The sequence below is a fragment of the Streptomyces sp. NPDC001156 genome (assembly GCF_053598275.1).
Genome location: NZ_JBSFJX010000034.1, coordinates 43106 through 56147, shown reverse-complemented (window position 1 = coordinate 56147; position 13042 = coordinate 43106). Strand labels below are relative to the sequence as shown.

Sequence of the window (13042 nt, the reverse complement as noted above, 5' to 3'; positions counted from 1 at the left end):
CTTGCCTTTCTGCAGCACTGCCGGACTCCTCGTCCGCACCGGACCACTCATCAAACATAACCCAACACAACAAACCACAACGCACCACCAGCGTCAACATCACAATCCAACAAAGAGCATCATCAGAAGTGTTCAAATAACGAACATCGAGGCGTAGATTCCGAACTGATTGATTCACGCAACGAAGCGAGTAGGCATGCAAACCCCCACATACCTCGCCACCGGGCTACGGCTCCCCACGAACGGGCTCGACTACACGATCCTCGGGATCTACTTCGCAGTGGTGCTGGGCATCGGCTTCGCTGCCCGGCGGTCGGTGAAGACCAGCCTCGACTTCTTCCTGTCCGGGCGCTCACTGCCCGCCTGGATCACGGGCCTCGCGTTCATCTCCGCCAACCTGGCCGCCACCGAGATCCTCGGCATGGCCGCCAACAGCGCGCAGTACGGCGCCTACACCGTCCACTGGTACTGGATCGGCGCCATCCCCGCCATGGTGTTCCTGGGCCTGGTGATGATGCCCTTCTACTACGGCTCCAAGGTCCGCTCGGTCCCGGAGTTCCTGCTGCTCCGCTTCGACAAGGGGGCGCACCTGCTGAGTTCGATCCTGTTCGCATTCGCAGCCATCCTGATCGCGGGTGTGAACCTCTACGCCCTCGCGATCGTGGTCGAGGCGCTGCTCGGCTGGCCGCAGTGGGTGGCGATCGTGGTCGCCGGGTTCTTCGTCCTCGCGTACATCACCCTCGGCGGACTGTCGTCCGCGATCTACAACGAGGTACTCCAGTTCTTCGTGATCCTGGCCGCCCTCATCCCGCTCACCGTGCTCGGTCTGAAGAAGGTCGGCGGCTGGGACGGCCTGACCGACAAGCTCAGCGCGACCCACGGCCACAACTTCACCACCGCCTGGGGCGGCACCGGCATCGGCCACGTCAATGCGCTGGGCGCCAACTGGCTGACCATCGTCCTCGGCCTCGGCTTCGTGCTGTCCTTCGGCTACTGGACGACCAACTTCGCCGAGGTGCAGCGCGCGCTGTCCGCGAAGAACCTCTCCGCCGCCCAGCGCACCCCCCTGATCGCCGCCTACCCGAAGATCTTCATCGTCTTCCTGGTGATGATCCCGGGCCTGGTCGCCGCCGCCCTGGTGCCGAAGATCGGCACCCCGGGCTCGGGCCTGCAGTACAACGACGCGATCCCGTACCTGATGCAGGAGCTGCTGCCCAACGGCGTGCTCGGCATCGCGGTGACCGGTCTGCTGGCGGCCTTCATGGCTGGTATGGCGGCCAATGTCTCGTCCTTCAACACGGTGTTCACCAACGACATCTGGGCCAAGTACGTGGTCCGGCACCGCGAGGACGAGTACTACGTGAGGTTCGGACGGCTGATCACCGCGGTCGGTGTGCTCGCGTCGGTCGGCACGGCGTTCTTGGCCTCGTCGTTCTCCAACATCATGAGCTACCTGCAGACGCTGTTCTCCTTCTTCAACGTGCCGATGTTCGTGGTGTTCATCGTCGGCATGTTCTGGAAGCGCGCGTCCGCGAAGTCCGGCTTCTGGGGCCTGCTCGCCGGCACGGTGACCGCCATGGTCAACTACTTCGTCGTCTACAAGCAGGGCATCATCGCCATCCCCACCGACCAGGGCGCCAACTTCGTCTCCGCGATCGCCGGTTTCGTGGCCGGTGCCGTCGTCATGGTGGCGGTCTCGCTGTTCACCAGGCCGAAGCCCGAGGAGAGCCTCCAGGGCCTGGTCTACGGCACCCGCTCCCCCGGTATGGCCGAGGCGCCCGCCAAGGGCGACGACGCCTGGTACCGCAAGCCGGCCCTGCTGGGCTGGGGCGCCGTCGTCCTCGCCGCCGCCTGCTACATCCCGTTCTCGCTCTGACCGCGGGAGGATTGAGAGACCATGTCCGAGTACTCCGAGCATGACGTCCAGCGCGCGGTCACCGATCTGGAGGGCAAGTCCGCGACCGCTGCCCGGATCTTCGACCTGCGCCGCATCATCGGCGGCCTCTTCGTGATCTACGGCGTCATCGTCATGATCGCGGGCTTCACCGCCTCCGACGCCGAGATCCACAAGGCCCAGGGCGTCAACATCAACCTGTGGACCGGCCTGGGGATGCTGCTCCTCGGCCTGTTCTTCCTCGTCTGGATGAAGCTGCGCCCGGCGGCCGCACCGGTCCCGGACGAGAAGCCGGAGTGACGCCGAGGGCGTGCCCCGGGTCGCCCCACCAGGGGTGATGTGCCGGCCTGCCGCGTGACCGCCCCGCGCCCGTCCCGGGCGCGGGGACCGCGCACCGGCGCTCCTGGCGGACCGCCCGAGCCCCGCACCCCGCGGACCGTCCCGGCGATCCGGCGTCGCTCACTCCGTGCGTGGCGATGCCGCGTCGCGTGGGCCCGCGCGGTCCAGCAGTCCCGTGCGGGCCGCGAGCGCGGCAGCCTCCAGACGGGAGCCCACACCGAGCTTCATCAGGACCCGCTGGACATGGGTGCGGGCCGTCGACGAGGCGATGCCCATACCGGCCGCGATCAGCCGTGTGTCCTCGCCGTCCGCGACCCGTACCAGGACCTCCACCTCGCGCGGGGTCAGCATCTGCAGCAGGCGCTGCCCCTCGTCGTCGGGCTGGGCCGCCGGATTGAGCAGCTCGCTGAACGCGCCCTGCAGGAGCTGCGGTGCCACCGCCGCCTCACCGGCCCGCGCCTTCATGATCGCCCGCTCGACGCCCTCGATGCGCTCGTCGTGCCGTACATAGCCCGAGGCCCCAGCGGCGAACGCGGCCGCTATGCCGCGCGGATTCGGCACCGGCCCGAGGACCAGCACCGCCACCTGCGGACGTTCCCGCTTGATCCGCACCACCGGGTCGAAGGCCCCCGGGTCCGCGGGAGTCGCCGTCCCCATCAGGCACACCTCGGGCGCCCTGGTGATCACTAGTTCCGCCGCACCCGCCGTGGGCGCCGCCGCGGCCAGCACACGGTGTCCTCGCAGCTTCAGCGCCGAGGCCAGCGCCTCGGCGAGCAACCGGTGGTCGTCGACCACCATCAGCCGCACTCCCATCGAGCAACCCCCCAGTCCCCCCGTGGATGCCCACTATGGATGCCCACTGGGCCGCACGGACACAAGCCCCCGGTCACACCCCCCGGACTTCATGTCCCCGGAAGCTACACGCTTGTTCGACGTTGCGCTCCCCTTACCGGGGGAAAGTGCCCCGGATTACCGACATCCCGCCCATTCGCACACTGATGAGGGGTACGCGCAAGGCCCCGCCCCTGAACAGGGGCGAGGCCTTCTCCGTGCGCGCCGTACGTGCTATTTCACACCGAAGCCGAGCGCGGTGTACGCCTTCGCGTCCGCCGAGTACGGCTTGCTCACCAGTGCCTTGCCGAAGAACAGCCGGCCCTCGGTGTAGAGCAGTTCGGAGGACTTGGGGACCATGCTGCTGATCGCGCCGAGGACTTCCGCGGAGGCCGGCGTCTCCAGCAGCTTGGTCTGCCTCAGATTCGTGCCGTCGACGGAGACCACCTGCGCGCCCTTGTCGAACGGACCGCTCTTGTACGCCAGCAGATTCCCGCCGTCCATGCGGATCGGGAAGATGTCGTAGCCGTCTCCCGCGTCGATCCGGTCACCGGTGGTCTTCCCGGTGGCCAGCGAGAAAGCGACGATCTCGTTGGTCCGCGCGCCCTGGGCCGTACCGTCGTGCTGCTCGGTCGGCACGTACAGCTTGTCGTTCCCGACCACGATCGCGTGGCAGTCGTGGACCTTGCCGACGCCGCACGCGTGCTCGTACTTGCCGTCCGCCAGCGTGATCTTGGTGCGCAGCTTGCCGATGTCGTCCAGCGAGAAGACGTCCGTGGCGCCGGAGGCGGTGATGTCGCCGGAGTCCACGCCGAACACGACCGGCTTCGTGGAGACCACCTTGGCGTTGTCGATGCCCTTGGGCAGCTTGTAGGACCACCGCACGGCGCCCGTCCTCGGGTCGAGGAGCTGCACCTCGTACGCCTCGTCGCCGTAGTCCCCGCACTTGCGCACCGCGACGAGCTGCTCGCCGCCCGCGTAGCCGACGTCCGTGCAGGAGCCCGTCTTGGGCTGCCAGAGCACCTTTCCGCTGGTCGCGTCGAAGGCGGCACCACCGTAGTAGCCGGCGCCGACCGCGACCGTGGTGCCGCTGATCGAGACCTCGCCGAACGCGACGGGGGTGTCACCGGTCTTGACCGACCTGGTCCACAGCTTCTTCCCGGTGGCGACCTCGAACGCCGTGATGTCGCTGCACGGCTTGCGGTCCCGCGCGTTGGCCCGCTTGCCCGACTCGCTGACCACCGCGGCCACGCCGGACGAGCTGATCTCGGGCGAGCCCGCACAGGTCTGGCCGTTCAGCGGAAGCGTCCACTTGGTCGTGCCGGAGTCCGGGTCGTAGCCGACGATCTTGTTGACGCCGGCCTTGGCGTAGACGGAGCCGGTGAGCCAGGAACCGGTGACGCTGTCGATCTCCTGCTTGTCCTTGACCTCGGGCGCGGGCACCTGGAAGAGGACCTTCGCGGCGGTGTCGGCCGGCGCCTTCTCCTTGGACCCGGCGCCCGAACCGCCGGTTCCGCCCTTGTCCTGACCGCTGCCGCCCGACGCGGAGTTGTCGCTCTTGCCGCTGCCGGACGAGCTCTTGGCGTACCAGACTCCGCCGCCGACGATCAGCGCGATGGCCACGACCGCCGAGACGATGATCCACACCTGGGCACTCGGTCCCTTGCGGCCGCCGCCGCCCTGCGGGGGCTGCGGATAGCCGTAAGCGGGCTGCTGCGGGTAGCCGTAGCCGGGCTGCGGAGACGGGTAACCGTAGCCGGGCTGCTGCGGGTTGCCGTAGGGCTGCTGCTGCGGGGTCGGCGGCTGCGGATAGCCGTAACCCGGGCCCTGAGCGGGCGGCGGGGGCGTCGGGGGCGGGGTCTGCGGGGGCACCGGCGGGGTCTGGGGCGCTCCGAAGCCGCCCGGCGGCGGGTTCTGCGGGGCGCCGAAGCCGCCCGGCGGCGGCTGGTTCGGAGGCGGGGGCGGCTGGCTCATGACGTGAGTACCTCGAAGAACCGATGAGTGGTGGGCGGGGACGCGGGAGCAGGCAGCCGGATCACTTGCCGTAGGCCAGCATCAGCTTCTCCTTCGACTGGTTGCGGCCGCTCAGCCGGGTGCTGGAGATGTAGAAGCGCCCGTCCACGTAGTCGATCGCCTTGGCGTAGAAACCGCCCTCGACCGGCGCGGCGCCCGACGGATTCCGCAGCAGCCCGGTGACGGTGTGGCTGCCGTCCGTCGTGGGGAGGGAGACCACTTGGCCGCCGGCGCTGTACGAGGGCTGGACGTAGGCGATCAGACGGGTGCCGTCCGACTTCAGCGGGAGCATCGACTCGTCGCCCGGGGACTTCACCCGCCACTTCTCCTTGCCGGTGTCGAGGTTGACGGCGACGATCTCGTTCGGACCGGTCTTCGCCTCGGTCGGCAGGTACAGGGTGTCCGAGTCGGCCACCACACCCGTGCAGCCCTGCAGGTCACGCTCGAGGACGGCCCAGCCGCACTGGGGGGCGAAGGACTCCTTGGAATGGACGTCGGAGCGGGGGGTGCCGTCGTTCTTCAGCGTGGAGATGGCCGCGGCCTTCTTGTCGTCGTTGGTGAGATACAGGACGACGGGGGCGACCGAGAAGGCCCGCGAGACCGTCCAGCCCTTCGGGATCGGCCTGGTCCACTTGGCCTTGCCGGTCGTGGGGTCGAGCTCCTGCACCTCGTCGTGCTCGTTCGGCCCTCCGGCGCCGCAGGAGGCGACGGAGATCAGCTTCGTGCCGCCCGCGAACGCGCTCGGGAAACAGGCCGCGCCGTAGCGCTGCTTGTCCCAGAGCTTCTTGCCCGTGCCGACGTCGTACGCCGTGCCCGACTGGGAGCGGCCGACCATCAAGGTCTTCCCGGTGACGGTGAGTTCGAGGCTGAGGGTGCTGTCGAACAGGGCACCGTCGGCGACCTCGGCGCTCCAGCCCTTCTTGCCGGTGCCGAGGTCGATCTCCTGGAGCCGGTTGCACTTGGCGTTGCTGCTGACCCCGCTCATGTAGGCCACGACGATCTTGTCGTCGGCCGTCTTTCGCGGGGTCACCGCGCAGATCTTCTGCGGGAAGGAGATCGGGTCCCAACTGGGGGCGCCGTCGGCCACGTTGTAGGCGAAGACCTGCTTGTACGCGGCCTTCACGGCCGACTTGGCGGTGATCCACATACCGGGGGCGTCGGCACCGGAACCGGGCGCGTCGGGCGCCTCCTTGTACCAGAGGACCTTCGACTCGCCTGCCTTGCGGCCCTCGTTGAGGTTCTCCGGATCCGCGCCGCCGTCACCGCCGCCGTCGCCGGGGTTGACCGGGACGGAGGCTCCCGTCGACGGCGTGGCCTTAGGGCTCCCGCCCGCGGTGGGCTTCTTGCCCCCATCGCCGCTGACCGCGTACACGGTGCCGCCTATCACGAGCAGCACGGCGATCGCGGCGCCCACGGCCAGCGCGGGCCTGCCCTTGAAGGGGTTCTTGGAGCCGCCATTGGGAGGCGGGGTGGGCACGCCGGGGAACTGGTGCGGCTGCTGCGGGTACCCATGGCCGGGCTGGGGCTGGACGTAGGGGCCGGACTGCTGGGGGTAGCCGTACCCGGGCTGGCCGTACGGGCCCGCCTGCGGAGGCTGGGCGTAGGGGCCGGACTGCTGCGGAGGGCCGTACCCCGGCTGCGGCGGGACCGGGGGCTGGGCGGGCGGCGGAGGTACGGCCTGCCGCGGATCCTGCGGTGGTCCGAATCCGCCCTGCGGCGACTGCGGATCCTGCGGCGCTCCGAAGCCGCCGCCCGTCGGCGGCTGAGTCATCAGCGCTTCCCCCCTTTTTCTGATGTGTTCCCCACGCCCGTGGTGTCGTTTCCGCCACGTCGTCGGTACTCAGAGTGTTCTCAGGCGGCCTTTTCTATCACCGCGCCGCCCATGAACACGGGGCCACCGCCGGCCCTGTTCCCAAGGGAGGACCGGCCCGTGATGCCCCCGTTACGCGTGCCGGTCCGCAGGACCCCACCACCCTGAAACCGGCACGCGTTCTTCACGTGATGTCCGCAGCCGCCCGCCGAACGGCTAGGCCTCGTCCGCGAGTTCCAGCCAGCGCAGCTCCAGTTCCTCACGTTCGCCCACGAGTTCACGCAGCTCGGCGTCCAGTCCTGCCACCTTCGCGAAGTCCGTGGCGTTCTCGGCGATCTGCTGGTGGAGCTTGGCCTCACGCTCGGAGATCTTGTCCAACTGCCGCTCGATCCGCTGGAGTTCCTTCTTCGCGGCGCGGGCGTCGGCGGCGGAGGCGCCGGCGGGCTTCCGCTCGGCGGCCGCCGGAGTGGCGGCGGCCGCCGCCGTCTCCTCCATACGATGGCGCCGCTCCAGGTACTCGTCGATACCGCGCGGCAGCATGCGCAGCGTGGCGTCCCCGAGGAGCGCGTACACCTTGTCGGTCGTCCGCTCGACGAAGAACCGGTCGTGCGAGATCACGATCATCGAGCCGGGCCAGCCGTCGAGGACGTCCTCGAGCTGGGTGAGGGTCTCGATGTCGAGGTCGTTGGTGGGCTCGTCGAGGAAGAGGACGTTCGGCTCGTCCATGAGGAGGCGCAGCAGCTGGAGGCGCCGCCGCTCACCACCGGACAGGTCACCGACGGGCGTCCACTGCTTCTCCTTGGTGAAGCCGAAGGTCTCGCACAGCTGGCCCGCGGTCATCTCGCGTCCCTTGCCGAGGTCGACCCGCTCGCGTACCCGCTGCACAGCCTCCAGGACCCGCCAGGAGGGGTCGAGCTCGGCGACCTCCTGCGACAGATAGGCGAGCCTGACGGTCTTGCCGACGGCGATCCGGCCCCCGGCGGGCTGCGTCTCCCCGTCGCTGCGCGCGGCGTCGGCCATGGCGCGCAGAAGGGAGGTCTTGCCGGCGCCGTTGATGCCGACGAGGCCGATGCGGTCGCCCGGGCCGAGCTGCCAGGTGACGTGCTTGAGCAGCAGCTTGGGGCCCGCCTGGACGGTGATGTCCTCGAGGTCGAAGACGGTCCTGCCGAGCCGCGACGAGGCGAACTTCATCAGTTCGCTGCTGTCCCGGGGCGGCGGCACGTCCTGGATCAGCTCGTTGGCGGCCTCGACGCGGAAGCGGGGCTTGGAGGTCCGGGCGGGCGCGCCGCGGCGCAGCCAGGCCAGTTCCTTCCTGATCAGATTCTGCCGCTTGACCTCCTCGGAGGCGGCGATCCGCTCGCGCTCGGCACGGGCGAAGACGTAGTCGGAGTATCCGCCCTCGTACTCGTGGACCGTCCCCCGCTGCACGTCCCACATCCGGGTGCACACCTGGTCCAGGAACCAGCGGTCGTGGGTGACGCAGACGAGTGCCGAGCGGCGCTCACGCAGATGGTTCGCCAGCCAGGCGATGCCCTCGACGTCGAGGTGGTTGGTGGGCTCGTCCAGCACGATCAGGTCCTGCTCGGCGATGAGCAGCTTGGCCAGCGCGATCCGGCGCCGCTCGCCACCGGACAAGGGGCCGATGACGGTGTCGAGTCCCTGCGGGAAGCCGGGCAGGTCCAGCCCGCCGAACAGCCCGGTGAGCACGTCGCGGATCTTGGCGTTGCCCGCCCACTCGTGGTCGGCCATGTCCCGGATGACCTCGTGGCGGACGGTGGCGGCCGAGTCGAGGGAGTCGTGCTGGGTGAGCACACCGAGGCGCAGCCCGCCGGAGTGGGTGACACGGCCGGAGTCGGCCTCCTCCAGCTTGGCGAGCATCCGGATCAGGGTGGTCTTGCCGTCGCCGTTGCGGCCGACGACCCCGATCCGGTCCCCTTCGGATACGCCGAGCGAGACACCGTCGAGCAGGGCGCGGGTGCCGTACACCTTGCTGACGTTCTCGACATTGACCAGGTTGACGGCCATTTCTCTCCTGACGCGGGGATCGATCAGCCTTCAAGCCTAGGGCCTGCGGGGGAGGTGGCGGAACGCGAGCGCCTCACCACTCTTTGTAGTGATGAGATCCGTGATCGACGGCCACAGTGAGAGGTAGGCAGCAGGATCCCGTCCATGGGAGGAACCACGACCGCCGACTCCGTCGAGCACCGCTTCAGTGGCCGGTGCCGCCGCAGAACGGCTACACCGTGGACGACCTGTTCACCCTGCCGGATCTCCCGCCGCACACCGAGTTGATCGACGGGAGCCTGGTCTTCGTGAGTCCGCAGCGCCGCTTCCACGCCAGCGTGATCGGCCTCCTGGTCGGCGGTCTGCGTACCGGGCTGCCCGCCGCATTCCGGGTCGGTCGGAAGATGACCGTCATCCTCGACACGCGCAACGGTCCCGAGCCGGATGTCAGCGTGGTACGGGCCGAGGCCATCACAGGACCGGACCAGACCAGTTGCGAAGCGAAGGACGTGGTTCTCGCCGTCGAGGTCGTTTCCCCGGACTCGGGGTCCCGCGATCGTACGACCAAGCCGCGGCATCGACCTGACCGCCGTCGACGACCTCTGAGCCGGGTCAGACGGCCACTTCGCGCCCTCGGCCCGCCCGCTCCACCAGCAGCCACCCGGAGAGCGTCATCACCACGGCCGCGGGAGCGGTGACGTGCACGGCTATCAGCAGCGCCGTCCGTCCTTGCAGAAGTCCCCCGAAGCCGACCATCGACAGGCCCAGGACCCCGAAGAGGCAGAGGGTGACGCCGAGCGCGGCGGCGGGTCCCGCCCAGGCGCGCGGCGCACTCGGCCCCCGTGCACCCGAGGGTTTTTCGAAGACACGGAAGACGGCCACCAGGACACCGGTGAGCGTCACGGCAGCCACGATCCGCAATGGTACCTGTATCCACCACACACCCGAGCCGGGCTCCGGCATCCGGACACCCGCCGCGAGCAGCGCCCCGTAGACGCCGAGCATCGCCGTCAGGTGCCACAGGAAGGCGGTCATCGAGATGCCGTTGGCCGCGACGACCGTGCGCCACACGCGCGGGCGGTTCAGCCACCGTCCCGCGGGTCCGCGCAGCAGCTCCACCGCACCGACCAGCCACAGCCCGTGGCACAGCAGGGCGAGCGTGGGCGGCGCCATGTTGGAGACCTTCTCGCCCGGCATGCCCACCATCGACAGCGGATACGGCCCGTAGGTCACCAGCAGCAAGGCGCCCGCGGCTCCCGCGCCGGCGAGGAGGTACGGCCGGCCGAGCCTGCCGTCCGCGCGCAGAAACCCGAGTTGGTGGATCGCCAGCCAGACGAAGGCGAAGTTGAGGAACTCGACGTAGGGGACGTCGAGGCCGAAGCGAAGCAGGTCGACGAGGACGGCCGCGGCGACGAGCCCGCCGAACGCGCCCCACCCGTACCTCTCGTGGAGCCTGAGCAGCGGCGGGGTGAAGGCGACCATCGCCAGATAGATCCCCACGAACCACAGGGGCTGCGCGACCAGTCGCAGGCTGACGTCGAGCAACCCACCGCCGAGCCCGGCCAGTTGGAGGGCCAGCGCCGCCGCGCCCCACACCGCGATGAACACGACGGTCGGCCGCAGCAGTCGCTGGAGGCGGGCGCGCAGGAAGACCGAGTAGGCCTTGGAGGTACCGCGGCGGGTCGACCGGTAGGAGAGGGCGTGCGAGAAACCGCCGACGAAGAAGAACACCGGCATCACCTGGAACACCCAGGTCAGTGGCTGGAGCCCGGGCTGAAGGGCGAGCAGGTTGCCGACCTGCACCCGTCCGTTCCCGCCGACGGACACGGCGGCCATCAGCCAGTGCCCGAGCACGACGGTACCGAGCGAGGCGACGCGCAACAGGTCGACGAAACGGTCGCGGGAGGCCGGCGTGGCGGCGGCGAGGTCGCTGGGTCTCATGGGAGTACGGTCGCGCGGGCACCAAAGGACGCATCAGCGCACTCGTACTCAAGTGCGGGCTGAGTACGCGGACTTGATCGTGTACGGGTACAACCTCGGGACCCGCATCTGTGCGTAGGCCGGGAGGCGGTGGCCCCACAGCACTTACGCCGGCTCGGGCGGGCGCCCACCCCACGGCAGGAGACGGCAACGGTCGGGCCTCGGCCTTGAGCGCGTCGCTCAAGGCCGGAGCAACCGCGTCAGACCACGGTCGCCCCGAGTGCGGGTGACACGGCCACCCGGGCCGATCGGCACGTGCCCGACGCCGTCAACGCCTGGGCGATCTTCTGCGTGGCGGAGGCGTCCGGGGCGAGGAACGCCGTCGTCGGCCCGGACCCGGACACCAGCCCGGCCAGTGCGCCCGCCGCCCGCCCCGCGGCCAGCGTGTCCGCCAGTTCCGGGAACAGCGACAGCGCGGCTGGCTGGAGGTCGTTGGAGACCGCCGCCGCGAGCGCCTCGGCGTCGCCCTTCGCGAGCGCGTCGAGCAGATCCTGCGAGGCGACGGGCTCGGGAATCCGCACGCCCTCGTTCAGCCGGTCGAACTCCCGGAAGACGGCCGGAGTCGAGAGCCCCCGGTCCGCCATGGCGAACACCCAGTGGAAGACCCCGCCGACCTCGAGCGCGCTGAGCCGCTCGCCCCGCCTGGTGCCCAGCGCCGCCCCGCCCACCAGACTGAACGGCACATCACTGCCCAACTCGGCACAGATCTCCAGCAATTCGGCACGCGGCGCCCGTGTGCCCCACAGCGCGTCACACGCCACCAGAGCCCCGGCCCCGTCCGCGCTGCCGCCCGCCATACCGCCGGCGACCGGGATGTCCTTGGCGATGTGGATGTGCACGGCCGCCTCGAGCCCGTGGCGTTCGGCGAGCGCCAGCGCCGCCCGAGCGGCCAGGTTCGTGAGGTCCAGCGGCACCTGCGCGGCGTCCGGCCCCGAACAGGTGACGCGCAGTTCGTCGGCGGGCGTCACGGTGATCTCGTCGTACAGGCCGACGGCGAGGAAGACGTTCGCCAGGTCGTGGAAGCCGTCGGGGCGGGCGGCGCCCACCGCGAGCTGCACATTGACCTTGGCCGGTACGCGTACGGTCACGCTCACTGCTCGGACTGCTCCTCGTTCTCGGCGGGGCGGTTCTCGGTGCCGCGGTTCTCGGTGACACGGATCTCGGCGGTGCGGTTCTCGGCGATGCGGTTCTCGGCGATGCGGGCGAACTCCTCCACCGTCAGCGACTCCCCGCGCGCCTGCGGCGAGATCCCGGCGGCGACGAGCGCGGCCTCGGCCGCGGGGGCCGACCCCGCCCAGCCGGCGAGCGCGGCCCGCAGCGTCTTGCGCCGCTGTGCGAAGGCCGCGTCCACGACCGCGAAGACCTCGGCCTTCGACGCGGTGGTCTTGACCGGCTCGGTGCGGCGGACCAGCGAGACGAGCCCGCTGTCGACATTGGGCGCGGGCCAGAAGACGCTGCGCCCGATGGCTCCGGCGCGCTTCACGTCGGCGTACCAGTTGGCCTTCACGGACGGCACCCCGTACACCTTCGAGCCCGGGGCGGCGGCCAGCCGGTCGGCGACCTCGGACTGCACCATCACCAGAGTCCGCTCGATGCTCGGGAAGGTGTCGAGCATGTGCAGGAGCACGGGCACCGCGACGTTGTACGGCAGGTTCGCGACGAGCGCGGTGGGTGCCGGAGCCGGCAGCTCCCTCACGTGCAGGGCGTCGGAGTGCACCAGCGCGAACCGCTCTGCGCGCTCGGGCATCCGCGCGGCGATGGTCGAGGGCAGCGCGGATGCCAGCACGTCGTCGATCTCGACGGCGGTGACGCGTTCGGCGACCTCGAGCAGCGCCAGCGTCAGCGATCCGAGCCCGGGCCCCACCTCCACGACGACGTCGTCGGGCCGCACACCGGCGGTGCGCACGATGCGCCGCACGGTGTTGGCGTCGATGACGAAGTTCTGACCACGTTGCTTGGTGGGACGTACGCCGAGGGCGGCCGCCAGTTCACGGACGTCGGCGGGGCCCAGGAGGGCGTCGGGGGTGGGGCTGCTCACGGACCAAGGGTACGGGGCGGCGCGATACGGCCGTGCATGCGTGGCCACAGGCGGCGCCGGACCTCCCCCGGCACCTCGCGGGCCGGGGGAGGCGCGGGCGGCGCGCCTCTCGCCGAGGCAGCGCCCCGGCCCT

General features: G+C 70.1%; 9 protein-coding genes and 1 pseudogene. 3 read left to right on the top strand and 7 right to left on the bottom strand.

Annotated elements, in window-relative coordinates:
- The first annotated feature begins 196 nt into the window (after positions 1–196).
- Entirely contained in the window at positions 197–1876 is a 1680-nt protein-coding gene (locus tag ACWDA7_RS18775; RefSeq protein WP_450605373.1) for a sodium:solute symporter family protein, read from the top strand.
- 21 nt (positions 1877–1897) lie between these two features.
- Positions 1898–2194: a hypothetical protein gene (locus ACWDA7_RS18770; RefSeq protein ID WP_450605372.1), complete on the top strand. Its 297-nt coding sequence runs from the start codon at positions 1898–1900 to the stop codon at positions 2192–2194.
- Positions 2195–2353: 159 nt separating this feature from the next.
- Here ACWDA7_RS18770 and ACWDA7_RS18765 read toward each other — a convergent pair whose 3' ends face one another.
- The 4 genes from ACWDA7_RS18765 to ACWDA7_RS18750 all read right to left on the bottom strand — a co-directional run bounded on the left by ACWDA7_RS18765 (position 2354) and on the right by ACWDA7_RS18750 (position 8912).
- The gene (locus ACWDA7_RS18765) at positions 2354–3046 is read right to left on the bottom strand and encodes a helix-turn-helix transcriptional regulator (RefSeq protein ID WP_450605371.1); all 693 of its coding nucleotides are present in this window, start codon (positions 3044–3046) and stop codon (positions 2354–2356) included.
- 252 nt (positions 3047–3298) lie between these two features.
- Entirely contained in the window at positions 3299–5038 is a 1740-nt protein-coding gene (locus tag ACWDA7_RS18760; protein WP_450605370.1) for an outer membrane protein assembly factor BamB family protein, read from the bottom strand.
- A 61-nt stretch (positions 5039–5099) separates the two neighbouring features.
- Positions 5100–6848, bottom strand: coding sequence for an outer membrane protein assembly factor BamB family protein (locus ACWDA7_RS18755; protein WP_450605369.1), 1749 nt, complete (start codon positions 6846–6848; stop codon positions 5100–5102).
- 255 nt (positions 6849–7103) lie between these two features.
- Positions 7104–8912, bottom strand: coding sequence for an ABC-F family ATP-binding cassette domain-containing protein (locus ACWDA7_RS18750; RefSeq protein ID WP_450605368.1), 1809 nt, complete (start codon positions 8910–8912; stop codon positions 7104–7106).
- 144 nt (positions 8913–9056) lie between these two features.
- On the opposite strand from ACWDA7_RS18750, the pseudogene ACWDA7_RS18745 reads away from it, so the two are divergent.
- Positions 9057–9463, top strand: a pseudogene (locus tag ACWDA7_RS18745) (Uma2 family endonuclease); the annotation flags it as partial.
- A 40-nt stretch (positions 9464–9503) separates the two neighbouring features.
- On the opposite strand, the gene ACWDA7_RS18740 reads toward ACWDA7_RS18745, so the two are convergent.
- The 3 genes from ACWDA7_RS18740 to rsmA all read right to left on the bottom strand — a co-directional run bounded on the left by ACWDA7_RS18740 (position 9504) and on the right by rsmA (position 12909).
- A complete protein-coding gene (locus ACWDA7_RS18740) occupies positions 9504–10832 on the bottom strand; it encodes an acyltransferase family protein (RefSeq protein ID WP_450605367.1) in 1329 nt (442 codons plus the stop codon).
- Positions 10833–11071: 239 nt separating this feature from the next.
- A complete protein-coding gene (locus ACWDA7_RS18735; RefSeq protein ID WP_450605366.1) occupies positions 11072–11965 on the bottom strand; it encodes a 4-(cytidine 5'-diphospho)-2-C-methyl-D-erythritol kinase in 894 nt (297 codons plus the stop codon).
- Positions 11962–12909, bottom strand: coding sequence for a 16S rRNA (adenine(1518)-N(6)/adenine(1519)-N(6))-dimethyltransferase RsmA (rsmA, locus tag ACWDA7_RS18730; RefSeq protein WP_450605365.1), 948 nt, complete (start codon positions 12907–12909; stop codon positions 11962–11964). Before rsmA ends, ACWDA7_RS18735 begins: the two co-directional genes overlap by 4 nt.
- Between the last annotated feature and the right edge of the window lie 133 nt (positions 12910–13042).